Consider the following 20,966-nt stretch of genomic DNA (forward strand, 5'->3'; position numbering starts at 1 on the left):
GGCCGAACGACGCGAGCGCATCGAACGCCTGACCGCCGAGACGAACCCGGCCGAGCCCGTCCGCCGCACCCACGCCATCCAGGACCAGCCCGAGACCATGGCCGCCCCACGCACCCGACGCCTCGAGAGGAAACTCGGCCCCGACACGCCATACTCGAACAGGACACCCGCACGCATCGCGGGCGCCCGACCGGAAGACAACAACGAAACCCCAGCCGACACCGACCAGGATTTCACGCTCACCCCACGCAAGGCACCACTCCCGGTTCCGCACTCACTTTCAAATGAGGCACCTCGTACGCCCGTCACGAAATCCCGGCGCCGATCCCCCGGCGGCGTCGAACCGCGCCGGCCCAAGGGCTGCGGAGCGCCGGGCACGGCGCCGCGGAACGCCGGACGGGGGTACGATGTGCCCCCGTCCGTAACAGGATGGAAACGCCGCGTGGGCCCGAGGTGCCCTCCGCCCGGTGTTCCACGGGAAACGTCACCAGCGGCGGGGCCAGGCGGTGACATGGCGCACGATGCGCCAGGTGTTGCCGTAGAGCCGGGAGACGAGGATGAGCCCGAGCACCAGCACGGCGAGTGCGGTGGCGATGGCCGGCACCGTGCCGTCGCGCGGGGCGTCCTGGAGCCGGGGGGCCTGCTCGGGGATGTGGGCGCGCAGGCCGGAGACGAGCAGACGGTGGGTGTTGACGCCATAGGGCGTGCAGGTCATCAGCGTGACCCGGTCCTCGCCAGGCGTGATCTTGAGCTGGCTGGTGTCGTCCGGTTCGATGACGGTGATGCGGTCCACCTTGTAGGCGAGGGTCTCGCCCATCACCTCGATGTAGAAGACGTCGCCCTTCTTCATCTCGTCGAGCCAGGTGAACATCATCGCCTCGACCAAGCCGCGGTGGCCGGTGAGCACACTGTGCGTGTTCGCGCCGCCCACCGGCAGGCTGGAGCCGTACAGATGGCCGGCGCCGGAGGCGAGCGCCTCGGAGGAGGTGCCGTGGTAGATCGGCAGGTCCACCGAGACCTTGGGGATGCGGATGGAGCCCATCACGCCGCCACCGGCGTCCAGCAGCGACTGGTACTCGCTGTCCTTGGCGGAGGCGGAGTCCTCGCCGGAGGCGTGGGAGCCGCCGGAGGTGGTGGCGAACGGATCGGTGGCCTCGCCCAGGATGGGCTGCCCGGACTGGGCCAGGCGCTCGTTGTAGGCGTGGGCGGCCTTGAGCGCCTCCTCGGCCTGCGGGTATGGCCAGCCGGCCACGCGCTCGGCCGCGGCGGAGGTGGTGTCCGCCAGGCGCCGGGCGGACTGGTGCTGGAGCATGAACGGATAGCCGATGATGCCGATGGCGGCGACGAGCAGCACGATGGAGATGGCCCGGAGGATGGCCGAGGAGCGCCGCGCGGACCTGAGCCGCGCCGCGATGTCGCTCACGTCGATCAGCGACTCGAACGCCGGCCGCTCCGCCCGTCCGCCGGCGCACCGACGGCCGCGGCGGCAGGCTTCACGGCGGCCTTGGCCGGCTTGCGCGGCATGCCGCGGCCGGCGCCCCTGGCGCGCGCAGCCGGCGGTCCGGCGTGCCGGCCTTTCCTCTGGTGCCGCATATGCGCTCCTTACCGGGGTGCCGCGCGGTTCCGCCACAGTTGCGGACGATCCGGCCGGCACCACTCCTTCGCAGGCCATTGTAAACGCCAGTTTCCATCACGCCGTCGGCCGCGGGCACGGGGGCGCCCCCTCAAGGCGCCGCCCCCGGCGGCGGGCCGGCCTACCGACCCTCCCCCTGCGGCCCTGTGGCGGTGAGTTCGGGCGCCGCGGGCTCCTTGACATCCGCCTTCTGCGCGTCGAGCAGCGGCACCTCCTCGATGACCTTGGAGGCATCGAGCTTCTGCAGTTTGCGCGCGGTGGGCAGCACCCGCCCCTCCAGACTGCCGACGAACTTGTTGTACATGGCCACGGTGCGCGTCAGCTGCGCGCCGAGCGCGATGGCATGCTCGCCGAGCACCGCGAAGCGGCGGTACAGCTCGCGGCTCAGGTCGAACAGCCGCTTGGCGTCGTCGGTCAGGCTCTGCTGCTGCCAGGCGTAGGCGACGGATTTGAGCACGGCCCACAGCGTGACCGGCGAGGTGAGCGCCACCTTGCGGGCGAAGGCGTCGTCCATCAGCGTCGGGTCGGCCTGGAGCGCGGCCTGCAGCAGCGCCTCGTTGGGAATGAACGCCACCACGAAGTCCGGCGCGTTCTCGAAGGCGTTCCAATAGGCGCGGTCGCCGAGCGCGCGCACATGCTCGCGCAGGGCCTTGGCGTGGGCCTGGAGCAGCTCGTCGCGGCGACGAAGCTCGTCGTCGCTGGCGGTGTCCGGGATCTCGCAGGCGCGCTGGTAGTCGTTGTACGGTGCCTTCGCGTCGATGGGGATGGTTTTGTGCCCGGGCAGATGCACTACCATGTCCGGGCGCTGCTTCTGGCCGTCGGGACCGGCGACGGTGACCTGCGTGTCGAAGTCCACATGCTCGAGGAGTCCTGCGGATTCCACGATGTTGCGCAGCTGGGCCTCGCCCCAGGCGCCGCGCACCTTGTTGTTGCGCAGCGCGGCGGACAGCGAGGCCGTCTCCTTGTCCAGACGGCTCTGCTGCTCGCCCAGGCCCTTGAGCTGCTCGCCGAGCTGGCCCATCTCGCGTTTGCGCCCCTCCTCGATCTGCGTGACCTTGGCGCGCAGCTCCTCGAGGTTCTTGCTCACCGGGGCGAGCGCCTCCATCACCTTGGCCTGCTCCTTGAGGCGGGCGGCCTGTTCGGCGCGCTTGGTCTCGGCGGCGTCGGCCTCGGCGCGGCGGCGGTCCTCGGCGGCCTGCTGCTCGGCGAGGCGGCGCTCCTCGGCCACCTTGGCCTCGGCCTGGCGGCGTTCCTCGGCCTCGGCTGCGGCGCGCTCGCGTTCGCGCTGGATGCGCAGCTCCTCGGCTTTCTGCGCCTGGGCAAGCTGGGACTGGACGAAGGCGAGCTGCCGGTCCGCGCCCTCGCGGGCCGCGCGCTGTTCGGCGGCCGTGGCAGTGAGCTCGGCGATGCTCCGGCGGGCATCCTCCAGCTGCGCGCGGGCGTCGTCCAGCTCGGCGGAGCGCACGCCGCGCGCGGCGTCCTGGGCCCGGGACTTGCCCAGCAGGTAGCCGGCCAGCGCACCGAGCGCGGCGTCGGCCAGCAGGGCGACGATCATGACGATCCATGTGGCGGTGTTGTCGGTCATGGTTCCATTACAACACCTGTTCCAGGCCACGGTAATTTTTTACCCACCACGCCCGGGCCCGGGATGGCGCCGCAACGGCCGCGTCGGTGCCATGATGGAAGCAGCACGCACAAGAAGATCGGACCGAATATGTTCCTCATAGCCGTCGCGGCGGTGGCCGCGGCCTTGGTCACCTGGGCCATCCTGCGCTGGTTCCTGCCCCTGCCGTCCCGGGCCGCCGTCCAACCGGAGCGGCCCGTTCAACCGGACCGCTCCGACCGGCGGCAGCCCGCCGCCCCGGCGCTCCGGCTTCCCCGGCGCCTGGCCGCCGGCGTCGCCCTCACCCTGCCCGCGCTGGCGCTGACCATCGTCCGGCTGGCCGCCCCACAGGCCATGCCCGCCCCGCTCGCCAGCCCCTGGCTGCACGCCATCCTGGTCACCCCGGTCATGTTCTACTGCGGCTCCCCCATCCACCGCGCGGGCGCCGCCGCCCTGCGCCGCCGCGAACCGGATGGCAGCACGATGGCCTCGCTGGGCGCGTGGCTCATGTACCTGTGCTGCCTCGCCGCCTGCGGCGTGCCGCAGCTGTTCGACGTTCCGTGCGAGCCGCTGTTCCTCGCCGTGGATAGCATCGTCGTCCTGACGCTCGCCGTCGGCCTGCTGGCCTTCCCGCGCGGCGTGGCGCGCCCCCGCCCGGTGGGCCCGGCCGCCGCATGGCTCGCGCGCGCGGTTCCGCCGCTCGCGATGATCGTCGCGGCCTGGACCTTCGCGCTCTGGGCGGCGTTGGCCCCGTCCACCGTGCTACCGCAAGGGCTTGTCGCCGCGGTGAACGTGCTCGTCGTGCTGTGCCCGTGCGCGTTGCCGCTGCCCGCGGCACGTCTTGGCGCCGCCGCCGTCTACGCCGTCGTCACGGTTCCGGTCGCCGCGGGCGTCCTCGTCCCCTTCACCGGCTGGCTGCCCGATCCGACGGTGGTCGCGCTGGTCGCGGCGGGCGTGGCGGCCGCGCTCCTGTGCGCCGCGCGGCGCGCGTAAACGCCCGCACACCAGACGGGGCCCGCGGCATTGCCGCGGGCCCCGTGCTTGGCTCGGACTGCGCTCAGGCAGCGAAGAAGGCGTTGAACAGGAACGCGCCGACGATGGCGCCGACGATCGGGGCCACGACCGGGATCCACGCCTCGTTCCAGCGGGAGGTGCCCTTGCTGGGGATCGGCAGCAGCGAGTGCAGCAGACGCGGCATGAGGTCGCGGGCCGGGTTCAGGCCGGGACCGGTGGGGCCGCCGAGCGAGGTCACCAGACCCCACACGATGAAGCCGACCACGATCGCCGCGGCGGCCGGGTCCTTCTCGCCCCAGGACAGGGACAGGCAGCACAGCGCGCCGAGCACGAGCACGAGGGTGCCGAAGAACTCGTTGAGGAAGTAGTTGGAGCGGGAGCCCTCGGCATCGGTGGTGCAGAAGGTGGCGAGGATCGCGTCGGCGGAACCGGTCTCGCGGTAGTGCGGGTAGTAGGTGGCGAACACGACGAGCTGGCCGACGAGCGCGCCGAGCAGCTGGGCCACGATGTACGGCAGCACCAGGGACCAGTCGAACATGCCGTTGACGGCCTGGGCGATGGTCATGGCCGGGTTGATGTGGGCGCCGGAGATGGAGCCGAACATGAGCACCGGGAACATCACGCCGAAGCCGTAGCCCATCGCGATGTTGAGCCAGCCGGCCTGGTGGCCCTTGGTGTTCTTGAGTTCGACGTTGGCGACCGCGCCGTTGCCGAAGATCATGAGGATGGCGGTGCCGAAGAATTCGGCCGCGAGCTTGGTGAACAGGGAGACTTCCACAACAGTTCCTTCGGGGGTTCTTCTCTGGGGTTCTTCCGCCGGAGAAACGCCTCCCCGAACGCAGACGGAAGGGGGTGTGGCCGGACGGCGGACAATCGTCCAGTCTAGCCCTGCCCCCGACATCCGCCCGGCGGCGACGTGCTTCACGTTTTTTGAGCGCGAATTGTGTAGTGGTGCCTCATCGGGAGTGAGCGCGAGACCGGGTCGGTCTGTTCGGCTGGTCGTATGGAAGACGGGACCACCATGGCGACGAAGCGGCAGGTCACCCTCAGGTTCAGGGACGAGTATGTGAGGGCGTCGAAGAAGCGGAAGGGCGTCATCCTGGACAGGATGCGCGAGACGCCCGGGGTGGGCGGGGGCACGGCCAGGCGCCTGCTCGCCCAGGCCGGGCGGCATGGGAACGGCGCGGCGCCGGCGGCGCGGGAGCGGCCGCGCCGGCATTCCGGCCAGTCGCGCGAGCCGCCGGTGCGGGTGCGGGTGTTGACGGACATGCCGTGCGGCAGGTATCCCAAGGCGATGCCGCCGCAGTGGCTGCCCGTGCTGCGCGGGCACGGGCAGCCGGACGAGTGGGACGGACACGCGCCCGGGGCAGCTTATGGCGATGGGCGCCTCGACGATCGACCGGCGCCTCAGGCCGGCGCGCGACGCCGCCCGCCCCAGGGGGTCGGCGGCCACGCGTCCGGCCGGCGAGCCGTCGCGCGACTCGATCACGACCAGGAAGGCCGGCGACGGGCCGGACGGCCTGCCCGGCAACGTGGAGGCCGACACCGTCGCCCGCCGCGGCCCCGGTCCCAAGGGCGGGTCCCGCCGCACCCCGGCCGTGGTCGACTTCGCCACCGGATGGGCCGGGAACGCGTCCGCCCGCGACAACGCGTACCGCGACCTCTCCCAGGCCAAGGCGATGATCGAGCAGAGGATCCCGTTCCCGATCCGCCCCTACGACAACGACAACGGCGGCGAGTCCGTCGACGCGGACTCCATCGGCCGCCTCCGGCGGCCCGACACCCAGCGGACCCGCGGCCGTCCCCACAGGAAGAACGGCCAGGCCACCGTCGAGTCCCGCGACAACCACGTCGTGCGCAAGCACGCGTTCCGACCGCCGGCGCGAACTCGCCGAACCCGACCTGTCGAACGAGCCGTGGCGGCCCGTGAGCGTCAAGGCCAACCCGTTCACCCCGTCCAAGAGACCCGTGGGACGCCCCGGCACCCGCGACGGACGCCCCAGACGCGTCCACGACCGGCCCATGGCCCCATGGCGGCGGCCCGCAAGGTCCGACGAACAGGACCGGGCCGCCGGCGGACCCGGATACATCCCGGCCGAACGACGCGAGCGCATCGAACGCCTGACCGCCGAGACGAACCCGGCCGAGCCCGTCCGCCGCACCCACGCCATCCAGGACCAGCCCGAGACCATGGCCGCCCCACGCACCCGACGCCTCGAGCAGCGCGCCGGCCCCGACACGCCATACTCGAACAGGACACCCGCACGCATCGCGGGCACCCGACCGGAAGACAACAACGAAACCCCAGCCGACACCAACCAGGATTTCACGCCCACCCCACGCAAGGCACCACTCCCGGTTCCGCACTCACTTTCAAATGAGGCACCTCGGCGGCCTCGCGCGGGCCGCCGCCTACCGCTTGCCGCGCGACTTGCGCCCCTTCCAGATGATGTCGAAGAGGATCCAGCAGCCGATGCCGAAGGCGACCGCGTAGCCCATGAATCCGACGATCGGGATGCCGAAGACGATGGGCTTCATGCCGGCGAAGTACACGATCGACGAGCCGACGAACAGGCCCACCACGATCAGCGCCATCGTGATGCGGTTGACCATGTCCGACAGCCGCCGCAGCGGCTCCTCGGCGCCCACGAGCTCCATGTTCACCTTGAGCTGGCCGCGCGTGAGCATGCGGGAGGCGACCTTGAGCTCGGCGAGCGTGGCGAAGGCGCCGTGCAGCGCGCGGTGCCCCTCCACGGCCAGCGACTCGGCCTCCTCGCGCAGCCGTTCGGCGGGCGTCTTGGCGGCGGCGATGTGCTGGGAAATGATCTCGATCATGTTGACGTCGGGGATGAACTCGTCGAGCAGCCCCTCCAACGTGACCAGCGCCCGGCCGACGGTGGTCACCGAACTCGGCACCTCGATGCCGTGGCGCTGTGCCAGCGCGGTGAGGGAGCCGAGGAAGGCGGCGATGTCGAGCTCGGCCAGGTCCACGGTGCCGAATTCCTCGACGATCGAGTCGAGGTCGGCCAGCAACGCCGGGTAGTCGGCCGGGTCGGACTCGGCGCCGGCGAAGCGCAGCAGCGCGTCGGCGAGCGCGGGCGAGTCCTGCTTGGCGACGGCGAAGATCATCTCCTTGAGCACGGCGCGGGTCTTGGCGTTGAGCCGTCCGGTCATGCCCAGGTCGATGAGCACGATCTGCCCACCGCGCACGATGATGTTGCCGGGGTGCGGGTCGGCGTGGAAGAAGCCGTCGTCGAGCACCTGGGTGGCGTAGTTGTCGACGAGCTTGGTGCCGATCTCCTTGAGGTCGTAGCCGGCTTCGACGAGCTGGTCCGGCCGGGAAACCGAGATGCCGTCCACGTAGTCCATCACCACCACGTGCTGCGTGCACAGCTCCGGGTACGGCGTAGGGCAGTCCATGTAGGCGTAGCGTTCGCTGAAGCGTTTGAATTCGGCGAGGTTGCGGGCCTCGACGGTGAAGTCGGTCTCCGCCTCGAAGGTCTCCCACAGCTCCTGCACCACGCCCTGCAGATCCACCACCTGCGCGGAGGGCACGAGCTTGGCGGCGGCGCGCGCCAGCGAACGCATGATGGACACGTCCTGCGCCATCGTCTCGCGCACGCCGGGGCGCTGCACCTTCACGGCCACGTCCTCGCCGGTGACGAGCCGCGCGCGGTGCACCTGCGCGAGGGAGGCGGAGCCCAGCGGCGTGGGGTCGAGCCGGTCGAACACCTCGTCCACCGGCCGGCCGTACTCGTGCTCCAGCGTGTCGATCACGGTCCGGTAGGGCATCGGGTCGGCGTCGGCGCGCAGCTTGGCGAGCTCGTCGCAGAAGGCCTGCGGCAGGATCTCGGAGCGCATGGACAGGATCTGGCCCACTTTGACGAAGGTGGGGCCGAGCGCCTCGAGCATGAGCCGCATCTTGACCGGCGTCAGGCCGTGGACGATGTCGAACTGCCGGACGATGCCGACCATCTCCCTTAGCCGCCTGAGCTTGCTGCGGCGGGTGAGGTGGTAGCGCGTCTCGAAGTCGCCGCGGCGCGGTCCGAACAGGCCGATGGTCTCGTCCGCGGCGGCATGGGAGGACGACGCCGCGCCCTCGGGGGGCGCGGCGTGCGTCGCGGGGAGTGGGGTGGGGCCGGATGCACCCCGAGGCAAGGTCACTCGGCCGTGGCCTCGCCGGATGCGCCGTCGGCCGCCGCCTGGGCGGCCTCGGCGGTCTTAGCGGCGGCGGTCGCCTCGGCCGCGGCCTTGGCTTCCTTCACCGTCTCCGGCATGCGGTGCCTGAGCTCGGTGTTGAGGGCCTTGCCCTGCTCGACGGTGAGCTCGCCCTTCTTCACGAGGTCGTTGACGATCTCCTGGCCCTTCTCGAAGGTGGTGGCCATCGCGCCCACGCCGGCCAGGAAGACCTTGCGCAGGCCGTCACCCAAATCGAAATCTGCCATGATGCGCCTCCTTGGGAGTTCCGCGGGGCGTTCCTCGCCCCGCGCATGACTCCATGCTACCGCACGGGCCCCGGGTTTCCCGGCTGCGCCACCGCCCGCCCGGGCCGGCCAGTCCGCTCAGCGGGGCCGGGAGGCGGCCACCTCGCGGGCGCGGGCGGCGAGGTCGTCGAGGCGGGCGAGCTCGGCGCGCATCGCCTCGGTCTGGGCCCCGGAGGCGGGCACGGCCGCCCCGACGGCGGCCCCGCCCCCGTACCGCCGTTCGACGGCGGCGCGGATGAGGTAGTCGGCGACGACGGGGTTCTTCGGCAGCAGCGAGCCGTGCAGGTAGGTGCCGATCACGTTGCGCACGCGCGCGCCCTCGTGCGTGTCCTCGGCGTTGTTGCCGGTCTCGCGGTCGGCCACGCGGCCGAGCGGGCGCGTGCCTTCGCGCAGGAAGGTCTGGCCGGAGTGGTTCTCGTAGCCGATGACGGTGCCGAAGTCGCCGGATTCCTCCGTCAGATTGCCGATGAGGCGCCGCTCGCGCCCGACGGTGTACGCGCCGAGCACGCCGATGCCGTCGAGCCGGGTGCCGTCCACGGTTTCGAAGTACTCGCCGAACAGCTGATACATGCCGCAGATGACGAGCATCGGCAGCCCGTCCTCGGCCAGTCCGCGCAGCAGCGCGGCGCGGGCGTGCAGGTCGTCGATGATCTTCTTCTGGCCGGTGTCCTGGCCGCCGCCGGCCAGGACCAGGTCCGCCCGGTCCGGCCACGGGTCGCCCTGGTTGATCTGGTGGACGACGGGCCGGTAGCCGTACAGCTCCAGCCGGCGGCGGATGACGAGCACATTGCCCGAGTCGCCGTAGATGTTCATATCCCTGGGGTACAGGGAGACGATGTCGACGGCGGGCGCGTCGGCGGCCCCGGGCGCGTCGGCGGCGCCGGCCATGGTTGCGTTCTCGTCCATCCTGCTCACCTTCCCACCCCGGCGTCGGCCACGTCGGTCATCTGCGACAGGTGCTGGCGCACCTTGAGCATCGCGGTGTACGTCACATAGATGCGCTTCGGCCGGCCGGGGTTGAGCGCGACGAAGCGTTCCACGGCCTCGCCGAGCGCGGGTTCCACCGCACCGGCGGCCACCTGGTCGTAGCCCAGGCGCAGCGCCATGTCCCAGGCGCGCACGCCGGAGACCATCGCCACGCCGCCGGCGCGCAGCGAAGTGAAGTCCACATCCCACAGCCAGCTCATGTCGCGGCCGTCGGCGTATTCGTCGTTGATCGCGATCATCGTGTCGCTGCCGGCGGGGTCGAAGCTGGCCAGCGACAGGCGGAATCCCATCGGATTCTTGACGAGCACGAGCTCCACGGGGGTGCCGTGGCAGTCGATGACCTCGCCGCGGCCGAACGCCGGCGTGACGGTGGCGAGCACCTCCATGAGCCGGCCGGCGCCGGTGCCGGTCAGCGCCGGGTCGCCGGAGCCGTCGAGCACGGCGCGGACGACGGCGAGCGCACCGGCCGCGTTGTACAGGTTGTACACGCCCTCCAGCCTGACATCGGTGCCGCAGTCGACGCCGCCGATGCGGAAGCGGGCGCGATGGTCGCCGACCTCGGTGAGCACGACGTCCGCCGGCAGGTCGTCCGGGTCACGCCGGCCGGCTGCCGCCGCCGGCTCCGGGCCGCCGGCGCCGTCGTGCGCGAGGGCGCCGGCGACGGCCCGGTCGGCGCGGGCGGCGTCGCCGGCGCCGGTGACGGCCATGTCGTCGTCGGAGGGGAAGAAGGAGCGCAGCCCCGGCGCCAGGCCGAACCAGCGGACGGCCGCGCCCGGGCCGGCGTGGGCGGCGAGGGCGGCGATGCGCGGGTCCTCGCGGTTGAGCACGACGGTGCCGGTCGTCGCCTCGGCCACGTGGGCCAGCAGGCGGGCGGTGTTGTCGATTTCGCCGAAGCGGTCGAGCTGGTCGCGCATCACGTTGAGCAGCAGGCAGTACCGCGGGCGCACCTGCGCCACGAAGTGCACGGCGTAGGCCTCGTCGAGCTCGAGGACGGCGATGTCGGCGTCGAGCCGGCCGGACAGGTCCACCTGGGCGAGCAGCGCGGAGACGACGCCGCGCGTGAAATTTGACCCGGTGGGGTTGGTGAACACCTTGAGCCCGAGGTCAGAGAGCATCGTGGCGACCATGCGCGTGGTCGTGGTCTTGCCGTTTGTACCGGAGACGAGCACGACGCCCAGCGGCAGCTGGCCCAGCGTGCGCGCGAGGAAGCCGGGGTCGACGGACTCGACCACCTTGCCGGGGAAGGCACTGCCGCCGCGGCGGGCGGCGCGCGCGGCCCAGCGCACGGCCTTGCCGAGGGCGGGCGTCGCGAAGGAGAACGGCGTGCGGCCGGCGGCGGCCGGCGCTGTGGCCGGCGCGGCCGGGTTCTTGTCCTGTGCTGCCATCGTGGCTCACACCCCCTGTCCGGGCTGGTTGAAGTCCTTGGCCATGTCGCAGAAGCGGGAGCGGTTGCCTTGGAACGCGAGCGTGAACGTGTCCGTCGGGCCGTTGCGGTGCTTGGCCATGATGATGTCCGCCTCGCCGGGGCGGTCCTCCTTGTCGTAGTAGTCCGGGCGGTGCACGAGGAACACCACGTCGGCGTCCTGCTCGATGGAGCCGGACTCGCGCAGGTCGCTCAGCTGCGGGATGCGGTCGTTGCGCATCTCCGAGTTGCGGTTGAGCTGCGCCAACGCCACCACGGGCACCTCGAGCTCCTTGGCCAGCAGCTTGAGGGCGCGGGAAATCTCGGAGACCTCCTGGGCGCGGTTCTCGATGTGCCGGCCGGCGCTCATGAGCTGCAGGTAGTCGATGACCACGAGCTTGAGCCCGTTCGACTGCTTGAGGCGGCGGCATTTGGCGCGGATCTCCATCAGGCCCATGTTCGGACTGTCGTCGATGAACAGCGGCTTGTCCTGCATGGTGGTCCAGAAGTTGTTGAGCTCGCCCCAGCGTTCGGGCGTGATCTCGTCCACATGGCGCAGGGAGCTCAGCGGAATGCCGGTTTCGGCGGAGATGATGCGCTGCGCCAGCTCCGTCTTGTTCATCTCCAGGCTGAAGATGACGGTGGTCATGTCGTGGTGGAGGGCGGCGGCGCGCGCGAAGTCGACGCCGAGCGTGGACTTGCCCATGGCGGGGCGGCCGGCCACCACGATCATCTGGCCGGGCTGCAGGCCCTGGGTCACGTCGTCGATCTCGCGGAAGCCGGTGGGCACGCCGCGCGGGATGAGGTGGTTCTGGAGCTTGTCGATCTGGTCGAGGGTCTCCTGGACCACGGAGCCGATGGCGGCGTAGTCCTGGCGCACGCGGCCGACGGACATCTCATAGACCTCGGCCTGGGCGAGGTTCACCACGTCCTCCGCCTGCGAGCCCTCCGCCGAGTAGCCGAGCTGGGCGATCTTGGTGCCCGCGGCGATGACGTTACGCAGGATGGCGCGCTGGTGGACGATGTCCGCGTAGTAGGTGGCGTTGGCCGCGGTGGGCACGGAGGCCACGAGGGAGTGCAGGTAGTCGGCGCCGCCCACCTTCTCCAGGTCGCCGTGCTTCATCAGCTCGTTGGCGACGAGCACGGCGTCCACCGGCTGGCTGGCCGAGAACAGATCGAGGATCGCGTCGTAGATGGTCTGATGCTTGGGCTGGTAGAAGTCGGTGACGTCGATCATCTGGGAGACTTCGCCGATGGCGTCCTTGCTCATCAGCATGCCGCCGAGGACGGCCATCTCCGCGTCGTCGTCATGCGGGGGGACGCGGTCGAACACCGCGTCGCGCACGCGGTCGCCGGTGTTGCCGGCCACATAGTGCGGGCGGTCGCCGCGGCCCGCGCCGCCGTCACGGCCGGCGCCGTCCTGCCAATCTCCTTCTGCCATACGGCCCGAGTATAGACGCTGCGTCGCATCGGGCGGATGTCGGTTCAGCGGCCGGCGTGCGCGCGGCGGCGCGCCAGGGCGCGCAGGGCGTAGGCGAGGACGCCGGCCATCGCCGCCAGGCTGATCCACTGCGAGGTGGACAGGCCGGCCTCGACGCCGCGCACCATATCGCCGCGCCAGAATTCGTCAAGGAAACGCACCGGCGCATACAGCGCGAGGAACAGCGCCAGCGGCGACCAGCCGGCGAGGCCGCGCGCGGTGGCCACCGCCAGGATGACGAAGATGACGGCCTCGGCGCCGGCCTCGATGAGCTGGACCGGAATCAGGGGGACGCCGTTGGGCGCGGCGATAGCGTGGGTGAACGCGATGCCCCACGGCGCCTCCTTGCCGTGGCAGCATCCAACGCAGAAGCATCCGATGCGGCCGAAGGCATGGGCCAGCGGCACGGCCGGCGCCAGCAGCGGCACGAAGTCGGCGGGCCGCCAGCCGAAGACGCGGCACATGATCCAGCCGCCGGCCAGTCCGCCGGCCACACCGCCGTAGAACACGAAGCCGCCGGACACATACCGCCGCACGAACAGCGCCGAGTCGGCGGCGAGCAGCCCGAGGTCCCCCACGATGGCGGGGACCTGGGTGAGGATGTAGAGCAGCTTCGCGCCGGCGACCGCGCCGAGCACGATGCCCATCGTCAGATAGGCGGCGTCGTCACGGCTCAGATGGAAGCGCGGCGCACGCCAGACGACGTACAGCAACGCGGCGGCCATGCCGGCCACGCACATCACGCCGTACATCGGCAGCGTCCGGCCGAGCACGGTGACGAAGGGGAGCATGGCTCACGCCCCTCCCCCACGCACCGTGCCCGGGCCGGATGCCACGGGCGATCCGGGGCAACGGATCATGACATCGAGGCGCCGACCCCGGCGAGCAGACCGACGCAGGCGACGCAGGCGACGAACACCAGCGCACCGCCGGCCAGGGCGATGATGGACAGCACGAAGCCCGCGGTGCGGATGCCGCCGTCGAAGCCGGCCTTCTTCGCATTGGAGGAGAGGATGAGTCCGATGACGCCGCAGATCACGGAGACAATGGAGCTCCAGCCGAAGAACCAGCAGACCACGCCGACGATGCCGAGCACCAGGCTGGCGGTGGCCGCGCCCTTGCCGGGCACGCTGCCGTTCAGCGAAGCGGGCTGCTGCGGGGCGAACGGCTGCTGCGGCGCGGCGGGCTGCTGCGGCGCATATGGCTGCTGCGGCGGATTCATGTTGGAATTCTGAGGATTCGGGTCGACTATGACTCCTTCTTTCTCTTGACTGAGGACTCCGGCGAAAGCCGGTCCCACGGAAGCCCCTTCGACATCCGTCACCCTCCATCATAGACGCCGCGGCGGGCGCGGGCACGGACCTCGGGACTTCTGGAAGACGACCTGCATGAAGTCGGCATCGGGGACCGCCCTACGGGGCGGCGCCGCGGCACGGTCGGGGCTGGCGGCCTACTGACGGCGGAGATAACCGGCAGCACTAGATATGGGGTGGAGGCCGGCGGGCCTCCACTAGCACTGTGGATATGGCGGCCGATCCGGCGGATCACCGTAGCCACGCGGCGCTCATGGTGGACGATCCGAGGCGACACGCCGGCGGCGGATGTGGACGGTTTTCCGAGTTATCCACATCGTGCGCATAACTCTGTGGACAACTCCCGAGTTATCCACAATGTTATCCACAGATTGGGGATAACCATGTGCATACCGTGGGGATAGCCGGGGATAACCACCCCCGTCCGCCGCGGCGACTTGCGCGTCCGCCGGCACCGTGGTACATGGCGCCGCGGCCCGCCGCGGCGGGCCGGCGGGCATAATCGTGACGGCGGCACTGCGGAAAGGAACGGGCGGCATATGGATCAGGCGGCATCACGGCAAGGCGGCGCCATCGGCCGCGGCACCTACCGACGCATCGCGGCGCTGGCGCTGCCCACCTTCGGCCAGCTCATCGCGGAACCGACATTCATCCTCATCGACACGGCCATCGTCGGGCATATCGGCGACGCGGCGCTAGCGGGGCTGTCGGTCGGCTCGACCATCGCGCTCACCACAGTGGGCCTGTGCGTGTTCCTCGCCTACGGCACCACCTCGCGCGTCGCACATCTCATCGGCGCTGGCCGGCGACGCGAAGGCCTGGAGGCCGGCATCGACGGACTGTGGCTGGCGCTAGCCATCGGCGCGGCCGTCTCGGTGGCGCTGTTCGCGCTGGCGGAGCCGCTGTGCTTCGCGATGGGCGCGCGCGGCGCGGTGCTCGCGAACGCCGCCGTCTATCTCAAGGCCATGGTGTTCGGCCTGCCCGGCATGCTGCTCGTGTATGCGGCCAACGGCATCTTCCGCGGTCTGCAGAAGGTGCGGATCACGCTGGTGGCCGCGGTGGCGGGCGCGGTGGTGAACACGCTGCTCGAGATGCTGTTCGTGTGGGGGCTGGGCTGGGGTGTGGCCGGCTCGGGCGCGGCCACGCTCATCGCCCAATGGTTCATGGGCGTGGCCTTGGTGGCGCCGGCGCTGATATGGGCGCGGGCGGACGGCGCCGACTGGCGGCCCCGCTGGCGCGGCGTGCTCCGGTCCGCGGGCGACGGCGTGCCGCTGTTCCTGCGCACGCTGGCCCTGCGCGCCTGCCTGGTCGGCACCGTCGTGCTGGCCACGCATATGGGCGTGGCCGTGCTGGCCGCCTACCAGGCGGTGAACGCGGGGTGGAACTTCGTGCTCAACATGCTCGACGCGATCGGCATCGCCGGGCAGACGCTCGTGGCCACCGAGCTCGGCGCCGGCAGGAAGGCGTCGGCGCGCGCGATGACGCGTGCGGCCGGGCGGGCCGGGCTGCTTGGCGGCGTGGCGATCGGCCTGGGGCTGGCGGCCATCGGATCGCTGGCGGCGCCGCTGTTCTCCCCTTCGGCGGCGGTGCAGGGGCTCATCATCGCCGGCATGGTCACGGTGGCGGTGTTCCTGCCGCTGGCCGGCTGGATGTGGGCCGTCGATGGCATCCTCATCGGCGCCGGCGACACCCGCTATCTGGCGGCCACCTGCGGCGTGACCTGCGCCATCTACCTGCCGTGCCTGGCGGCGATCGACCTGGCCGACAGGGCGCTGGCCGTGCCGGATATGGCGCGCATGGTGGTGCTCTGGACCGCGATCAGCGTACTGTTCATCGGCGTGCGAGCCCTCTTCAATGGTCTGCGGCTGCGCACCGACCAGTGGATGCGCTAGGGGCGGGGCTCCGGCGCCGGCGGTCCACCTCATGGACCAAACCATTCGCGACACACCCACCCTGCGGCAGCCACCATCCACCTCATGGACGGAACCGTTCACTGGCACGAGGCGGCGGCCGCGGCGACCATGCCGCGCACCAGCGTCTCGCGCCACCGGCTCCAGCCATAGCGCTTGGTGATGGCCTCGTTCGCGGTGGCGCCCAGCGAGGAGCCGTCGGCGCGGGTGAGGTCGAACAGCATCGCGAGCAGGGTGCGGTCATGGCCGACGCGCGCGGCCAGCTCCCGCCCGGTGGCCGTGTCGTCAGGGTCGCGGCCGGTGGCGTATTCACTCAGCGTGAGATGCTCGCGCACGAGCAGCGCGGCCATATCCACCACCTCGTCCGCGAATCCCATGCGCCGCAGAATGACCGGCACATGCCGCGCGCCCTCGGCCGCATGGTCCGCCACGCCCGGCCGCTTGCCGATGTCATGGAGCAGCCCGGCCAAGAGCAGCGCGGTCCGGTGCGGGGCGTCATACTCCTGCGACATGCCCGCCTCCTGACCCGGGGAGGCGCCGCCGCCGAGCCGGGCGACAACCTCGACGCTATGGCGGTCGATGGTGTAGCGGTGCGCGGCCGAGACGCTGGGGCGGTTGCGGATGCCCAGCCATTCGGGCATCCACCGGCCGGGGATGTCCACGAAGTCGAGCTCCTCCCACACCTCGACCAGCCGGTCGCCGCAGCCCAGCAATGCCACGAACAGGTCGCGCGAGGCCTCGTCCCAACGGTCGCTGCGGATCGGGCACCGCGCCAGGTTCACCAGAGTGCCAGGGTTAATCGGCAACCCCGTGTGCCCGGCCGCGACGGCCATGCGCAGCGCCAGCGCGGCGTCGTCCTCCGGCCGCGCGCCGGGCGCGAGCACGAGCTCGCCCTCATGGCGGGCGACGCCGGGCGCCACCGCCTCGAACACCGGGGCCTCGCGCTTGCCGTGGGCCCGCGGATTGAGCACTTGGAAGAAGGAGAAGCGCGGCCGCTCGTGGGTGAGCGAATGGCGGGCGCGCGAGGCGGTGGCGTCGAGCGCGAACGCGATGCGCCGGCCGAGGCGGGCCAGCAGGGTCTGCAGATCGTCGATGGCCCGCGCCTGCCGCTCCCCCTCGGGCAGCGTGGGATCGGCCAGACCCATCATCGCGGCGACCTGCGCCTGGTAGGGCGCGAGCAGCAGGTTCGAGTCCTTGCGGGCGGCGAGGTGGATGGCGTCGCGCACGTCGAGCAGGCGTTCGACCGCGTCGTCGTAGGCGCCGTGCGGACGGTCGGCCAGCCAGGAGGCGGCGAGCGCGGAGACGAGCACGGTGTCGCGCAGGCCGCCGCGCGCCTCCTTGACGTCCGGCTGGTTCAGATAGGGCAGCTGCCCGAACTCGGCGAGCCGGGACTGCGCCGAGTCGAGCAGCTCGGGCAGGCGGCGGCGCGCGGCCTTGCGCCAGCGGGCGAGGATGGCGTCGCTGGTGGCGCGCACCAGCGCGGCGTCGCCGGCGACGGGGCGCACGTCGAGCCAGCCCATCGCGGCCGGCAGGTCATGGTCGGTGACGGCCTCGCACTGGGCGCGCGAGCGCACCGAATGGTCGAGGTCGAGCCCAGAGTCCCACAGCGGATACCACAGCTTGTTGGCGAGCTCGCCCACCTGGGCGTCGGACAGGGCGTGGCCGTCGGTGATGAGCACCAGGTCGAGGTCGGAGCTGGGACCGATCTGCCCGCGGGCGAGCGAGCCGACCGCCGCCAGACCGACGCCGGTGGCCGGCACCTCGAATCCGACGCCGGCACAGGCCTCGCCCCACAGCCCCTCCAGGCACCGCATCGCCAGTTCGGTGCGGGCGCGGCGCTTGCCGGCGCCGTCACGCAACACCCCGTCCCCGTCCGGCTGGCTCAGTTCCAGGAACCGCTGGCCCAATCCATCGACCGCTGACATATCGCCCCCATGCTCCACATCGTCATGCCTGCACACATACGGAATCCCCCGCCTCAGGCTCGGGCCTTCGCGCGGGGGATTCGCGCCGGACTGACGTCCGGATCAGATCGCGGCGGAACCGGTCTCGCCGGTGCGCACGCGGGTGACGGAGTCGAGCGGCGCCACCCAGATCTTGCCATCGCCGATGGTGCCGGTGGCGGCGGCCTTAGTGATCACGCCGACCAGCGTCTCGGCGTCCGCGTCGTCGCACAGCACCTCGACGCGGATCTTCGGGATGAGGTCCACGGTGTATTCGGCGCCGCGGTAGACCTCGGTGTGGCCGCGCTGGCGGCCGTAGCCGTTGGCCTCGGAGACGGTCAGGCCGTGCACGCCGGCCGCGGCCAGCGCCTCCTTGACCTCGTCGAGCTTATGGGGCTGGATGATCGCAGTGATGAGCTTCATCTCACTTCATCTCCTTCAGGACGGAGCTGGCAGTGCCAGCGAAATCGTAGGCGCGCTCGCCCTGGTCGGCCAGATCGATGCCGCCGATCTCCTGCGCCTCGGTGACGCGCCAGCCGATGGTCTTCTCCAGCGCGAAGGCGATGATACCGGTGATCACCGCGGAGTAGACGATCGCCACGAGCGCGATGAGGATCTGCACGACCAGCTGGCGCCAGTCGCCGCCGGCGAGCAGGCCGGTGCCCTCGCCGAAGAAGCCGATGAGCACGGTGCCCGTCAGGCCGCCGACGCCGTGCACGCCGACCACATCGAGGGAGTCGTCATAGCCGAACTTGAACTTCAGACCGCAGGCCAGGCAGGTGAGGATGCCGGCGATGCCGCCCAGGACCATGGCCCACAGCGGGGAGACCACATCGGCGGCCGGGGTGATGGCGACCAAGCCGGCGACCATACCGGAGGCCGCGCCCATCGCGGTGTAGTGGCCGGAGCGGATCTTCTCGGTGAAGCCCCAGGTGAGCATGGCGGCCGCGGTGGCGGCGGAGGTGGAGACCCAGGCGTAGCCGGCGGTGCCGTTGGCCGCGAAGGCGGAGCCGGCGTTGAAGCCGAACCAGCCGAACCACAGCAGGAAAGCGCCGAGCATGACGAACGGCACGTTATGCGGACGGATCGGGGTGGTGCCGAAGCCCTTGCGCTTGCCGATGATGAGCACGATGACCAGGGCCGCGACTGCCGCGTTGATGTGCACGACGGTGCCGCCTGCGAAATCGTGGGCCGTGGCGCCGATGGCCTGCGAGATCGCGCCGTCGCCGGACAGCAGGCCGCCGTTCCACACCATGTGCGCCATCGGCGCGTAGTCGAAGGTGACCCACAGCGCCACGAAGATCATCCAGGTCGAGTACTTGACGCGCTCGGCGATGGCGCCGCAGATCAGGCCCACGGTGATCATCGCGAACGCCACCTGGAAGGCCACGTCCACACTCACCGGGTAGTTGTTGGAGTTGAGACCGGTCGTGGTGAACACGCCGTCCTTGGCCACCATCGAATCACGCAGCAGGAAGCCCGTGGCCGGATCGCCGAAGATGCCGCCGATGTCATTGCCGGCGTAGGAGATGGACCATCCCCAGAACACCCAGATGATCATGGTGACGGACAGCGCCGCCGCCTCCAGCATGAGCATGTTGAGCACGGCCTTGGCACGGACCATGCCGCCGTAGAAGAACGCCACACCAGGCGTCATGAGGAACACCAAGGACGCTGACGTCAGGATCCATGCAGTATTGCCGGAATCAAGCGCTCCCATGTCTTACCTCCCTCTCTGGTTTCATCGCCGCCGCGCCACCCCCGTGGGGCGTGGCGTCACGGCGCTTTCCCATTTCCCCCCGAACTCGGGGCTAACATCACCGTATGGAACGCCGGCGGTGTGTGCGGCACGTTACGCGAGGTTACGGGCATGTAAAAGGAACCCCGCGGCGGGCGGCCGCGGGGCGGGGCGTCAGGCGAGGATGCCGTCGACGAATCCCTCGGGATCGAAGGGGGCCAGGTCGTCGGGCCCTTCGCCCAGTCCCACGAGCTTGACGGGCACGCCGAGCTCCTTCTGCACCGACACGACGATGCCCCCCTTCGCGGAGCCGTCGAGCTTGGTGAGCACCACGCCGGTGATGCCGATGGCCTCGGCGAACACCTTGGCCTGGGTCATGCCGTTCTGGCCGGTGGTGGCGTCGAGCACGAGCAGCACCTCGTCCACCGGCAGGTTCTTCTCGGTGACGCGGCGGATCTTGCCGAGCTCGTCCATGAGATTGGCCTTGTTCTGCAGACGACCGGCGGTGTCAATGATGAGCACGTCGGCGCCGTCCTCCTTGGCGCGGGCGGAGGCCTCGAAGGCGACGGAGGCCGGGTCGGCGCCGTCCTTGTCGGAGCGGACGACGGGCACGCCCACCTTGGCGCCCCAGGTCTCGAGCTGGTCGGCGGCGGCGGCGCGGAAGGTGTCGGCCGCGCCCATCACCACGTGCTTGCCCTCGGCCACGAACAGGCGGGCGAGCTTGCCGGCGGTGGTGGTTTTGCCGGTGCCGTTGACGCCGACCATGATGATGACGCTCGGTGCGGCGGCGCCGGGCTTGTCCGCGTTGAGCCGGCGGTCGGCGTCGCGGCCGACCAGGTCGAGCAGCTTCTCGCGCAGGGCGGCGCGCACCTGGGCGGGGTCGTGGCTGCCGGCCACGCGGGCGTCGGTGCGCAGGTCCTCCACGAGCTTCTCGCTGGCCTCGGCGCCCACGTCGGCCAGGAGCAGCGTGTCCTCCACGTCCTCCCAGTCGGCTTCGGAGAGGTTGTCCTTGGCGAGGATGTTGAACAGCGCCTTGCCGAAGGGGTTCGCCGACTTGGCGAGCCGGGCCTTGAGGCGGGTGAGGCGGGAGCCGGCGGATTCCGGGGTCTCGACGGCCGGCGCCGGGGCCGGTTCGGGTGTCGGGGCCGCTTCCGGTGTCGGGGCCGCCTCGGGAGCGGCCGGTTCGGCGGCGGTCTCCTCGGCCGGCCCCGCGGCGGACTGGGCGGATTCCGCAGTGGATTCAGCCGCGGATTCCGCCGTCCCGGCCGCCGCTTCGACGGGGCCCGACTCCCCGGCGGATGCGGCCGGAGCGGGCGTCGGAGTCTCGGCGGAAGCCGCCGGGGCTGTGGCGTTCTTCTTGGTGCGCGCAACGATGACGCCGACCACAATCGCAACGACGACGATGGCGGCGATCACGATGCCAATGATCACATTCGTATCCATGTGGCCCAAGTCTAGC

18 protein-coding genes are annotated in these 20,966 nt (G+C 71.0%); 2 read left to right on the forward strand and 16 right to left on the reverse strand.

All coding sequences use genetic code 11. From position 1 onward, the window contains the following. The 3 genes from H7U32_RS07785 to rmuC all read right to left on the reverse strand — a co-directional run. A partial coding sequence (locus tag H7U32_RS07785; protein WP_204469511.1) for a hypothetical protein occupies positions 1–274 on the reverse strand: 274 nt, incomplete at its 3' end. Between the two features lie 210 nt (positions 275–484). Continuing rightward, positions 485–1,432, reverse strand: coding sequence for a class C sortase (locus tag H7U32_RS07790; RefSeq protein ID WP_239457620.1), 948 nt, complete (start codon positions 1,430–1,432; stop codon positions 485–487). Between the two features lie 322 nt (positions 1,433–1,754). Continuing rightward, a complete protein-coding gene (gene rmuC / locus H7U32_RS07795) occupies positions 1,755–3,218 on the reverse strand; it encodes a DNA recombination protein RmuC (RefSeq protein ID WP_204469513.1) in 1,464 nt (487 codons plus the stop codon). 129 nt (positions 3,219–3,347) lie between these two features. On the opposite strand from rmuC, the gene H7U32_RS07800 reads away from it, so the two are divergent. Next, positions 3,348–4,229, forward strand: a complete 882-nt coding sequence (locus H7U32_RS07800; RefSeq protein ID WP_204469514.1) for a hypothetical protein — start codon at positions 3,348–3,350, stop codon at positions 4,227–4,229. 64 nt (positions 4,230–4,293) lie between these two features. On the opposite strand, the gene H7U32_RS07805 is transcribed toward H7U32_RS07800, so the two are convergent. The 9 genes from H7U32_RS07805 to H7U32_RS07845 form a co-directional block, all read right to left on the reverse strand. Further along, positions 4,294–5,028, reverse strand: a complete 735-nt coding sequence (locus H7U32_RS07805; RefSeq protein ID WP_204469515.1) for an MIP/aquaporin family protein — start codon at positions 5,026–5,028, stop codon at positions 4,294–4,296. Between the two features lie 143 nt (positions 5,029–5,171). Next, positions 5,172–5,519, reverse strand: a complete 348-nt coding sequence (locus tag H7U32_RS07810) for a hypothetical protein (RefSeq protein WP_204469516.1) — start codon at positions 5,517–5,519, stop codon at positions 5,172–5,174. Positions 5,520–6,662: 1,143 nt separating this feature from the next. Next, a complete protein-coding gene (locus tag H7U32_RS07815) occupies positions 6,663–8,309 on the reverse strand; it encodes an ABC1 kinase family protein (RefSeq protein WP_323804612.1) in 1,647 nt (548 codons plus the stop codon). 101 nt (positions 8,310–8,410) lie between these two features. Continuing rightward, entirely contained in the window at positions 8,411–8,695 is a 285-nt protein-coding gene (locus H7U32_RS07820) for a phasin family protein (RefSeq protein WP_204469517.1), read from the reverse strand. A gap of 117 nt (positions 8,696–8,812) precedes the next feature. Next, on the reverse strand, positions 8,813–9,622 hold the full coding sequence (locus H7U32_RS07825; RefSeq protein WP_204469533.1) for a type 1 glutamine amidotransferase: 810 nt from the start codon (positions 9,620–9,622) through the stop codon (positions 8,813–8,815). A 23-nt stretch (positions 9,623–9,645) separates the two neighbouring features. Next, the gene (locus tag H7U32_RS07830; protein WP_204469518.1) at positions 9,646–11,106 is read right to left on the reverse strand and encodes a Mur ligase family protein; all 1,461 of its coding nucleotides are present in this window, start codon (positions 11,104–11,106) and stop codon (positions 9,646–9,648) included. 6 nt (positions 11,107–11,112) lie between these two features. Further along, positions 11,113–12,564, reverse strand: coding sequence for a replicative DNA helicase (gene dnaB, locus H7U32_RS07835; RefSeq protein ID WP_204469519.1), 1,452 nt, complete (start codon positions 12,562–12,564; stop codon positions 11,113–11,115). Positions 12,565–12,608: 44 nt separating this feature from the next. Continuing rightward, positions 12,609–13,394, reverse strand: coding sequence for a prolipoprotein diacylglyceryl transferase (locus H7U32_RS07840; RefSeq protein WP_204469520.1), 786 nt, complete (start codon positions 13,392–13,394; stop codon positions 12,609–12,611). A 65-nt stretch (positions 13,395–13,459) separates the two neighbouring features. After that, entirely contained in the window at positions 13,460–13,825 is a 366-nt protein-coding gene (locus tag H7U32_RS07845; RefSeq protein WP_204469521.1) for a hypothetical protein, read from the reverse strand. 630 nt (positions 13,826–14,455) lie between these two features. Between H7U32_RS07845 and H7U32_RS07850 the strand changes: the two genes are divergently transcribed. Continuing rightward, positions 14,456–15,808, forward strand: a complete 1,353-nt coding sequence (locus H7U32_RS07850; RefSeq protein ID WP_204469522.1) for an MATE family efflux transporter — start codon at positions 14,456–14,458, stop codon at positions 15,806–15,808. 98 nt (positions 15,809–15,906) lie between these two features. Here H7U32_RS07850 and H7U32_RS07855 read toward each other — a convergent pair whose 3' ends face one another. The 4 genes from H7U32_RS07855 to ftsY form a co-directional block, all read right to left on the reverse strand. Beyond that, positions 15,907–17,751, reverse strand: coding sequence for an HD domain-containing protein (locus H7U32_RS07855; protein WP_204469523.1), 1,845 nt, complete (start codon positions 17,749–17,751; stop codon positions 15,907–15,909). 102 nt (positions 17,752–17,853) lie between these two features. Next, positions 17,854–18,192, reverse strand: coding sequence for a P-II family nitrogen regulator (locus H7U32_RS07860; RefSeq protein ID WP_204469524.1), 339 nt, complete (start codon positions 18,190–18,192; stop codon positions 17,854–17,856). A 1-nt stretch (position 18,193) separates the two neighbouring features. After that, positions 18,194–19,489 (reverse strand): ammonium transporter, encoded by a 1,296-nt coding sequence (locus H7U32_RS07865; protein WP_204469525.1) that lies wholly within the window; start codon positions 19,487–19,489, stop codon positions 18,194–18,196. Between the two features lie 192 nt (positions 19,490–19,681). Next, positions 19,682–20,950 (reverse strand): signal recognition particle-docking protein FtsY, encoded by a 1,269-nt coding sequence (gene ftsY, locus H7U32_RS07870; RefSeq protein WP_204469526.1) that lies wholly within the window; start codon positions 20,948–20,950, stop codon positions 19,682–19,684. Positions 20,951–20,966: the final 16 nt, after the last annotated feature.

Origin of the sequence: Bifidobacterium pullorum subsp. saeculare, assembly GCF_016899725.1 — a bacterium.
Lineage (GTDB): Bacteria > Actinomycetota > Actinomycetes > Actinomycetales > Bifidobacteriaceae > Bifidobacterium > Bifidobacterium pullorum_C.

Excerpts from the sequence above, each read along its gene's own strand:
- rmuC (WP_204469513.1), bottom strand. The coding sequence starts at position 3,218 with ATGACCGACAACACCGCCACATGGATCGTCATGATCGTCGCCCTGCTG.
- H7U32_RS07800 (WP_204469514.1), top strand. The coding sequence starts at position 3,348 with ATGTTCCTCATAGCCGTCGCGGCGGTGGCCGCGGCCTTGGTCACCTGG.
- H7U32_RS07810 (WP_204469516.1), bottom strand. The coding sequence starts at position 5,519 with ATGTCCGTCAACACCCGCACCCGCACCGGCGGCTCGCGCGACTGGCCG.
- H7U32_RS07820 (WP_204469517.1), bottom strand. The coding sequence starts at position 8,695 with ATGGCAGATTTCGATTTGGGTGACGGCCTGCGCAAGGTCTTCCTGGCC.
- H7U32_RS07825 (WP_204469533.1), bottom strand. The coding sequence starts at position 9,622 with ATGGCCGGCGCCGCCGACGCGCCCGGGGCCGCCGACGCGCCCGCCGTC.
- H7U32_RS07830 (WP_204469518.1), bottom strand. The coding sequence starts at position 11,106 with ATGGCAGCACAGGACAAGAACCCGGCCGCGCCGGCCACAGCGCCGGCC.
- dnaB (WP_204469519.1), bottom strand. The coding sequence starts at position 12,564 with ATGGCAGAAGGAGATTGGCAGGACGGCGCCGGCCGTGACGGCGGCGCG.
- H7U32_RS07840 (WP_204469520.1), bottom strand. The coding sequence starts at position 13,394 with ATGCTCCCCTTCGTCACCGTGCTCGGCCGGACGCTGCCGATGTACGGC.
- H7U32_RS07845 (WP_204469521.1), bottom strand. The coding sequence starts at position 13,825 with ATGAATCCGCCGCAGCAGCCATATGCGCCGCAGCAGCCCGCCGCGCCG.
- H7U32_RS07850 (WP_204469522.1), top strand. The coding sequence starts at position 14,456 with ATGGATCAGGCGGCATCACGGCAAGGCGGCGCCATCGGCCGCGGCACC.
- H7U32_RS07855 (WP_204469523.1), bottom strand. The coding sequence starts at position 17,751 with ATGTCAGCGGTCGATGGATTGGGCCAGCGGTTCCTGGAACTGAGCCAG.
- H7U32_RS07860 (WP_204469524.1), bottom strand. The coding sequence starts at position 18,192 with ATGAAGCTCATCACTGCGATCATCCAGCCCCATAAGCTCGACGAGGTC.
- H7U32_RS07865 (WP_204469525.1), bottom strand. The coding sequence starts at position 19,489 with ATGGGAGCGCTTGATTCCGGCAATACTGCATGGATCCTGACGTCAGCG.
- ftsY (WP_204469526.1), bottom strand. The coding sequence starts at position 20,950 with ATGGATACGAATGTGATCATTGGCATCGTGATCGCCGCCATCGTCGTC.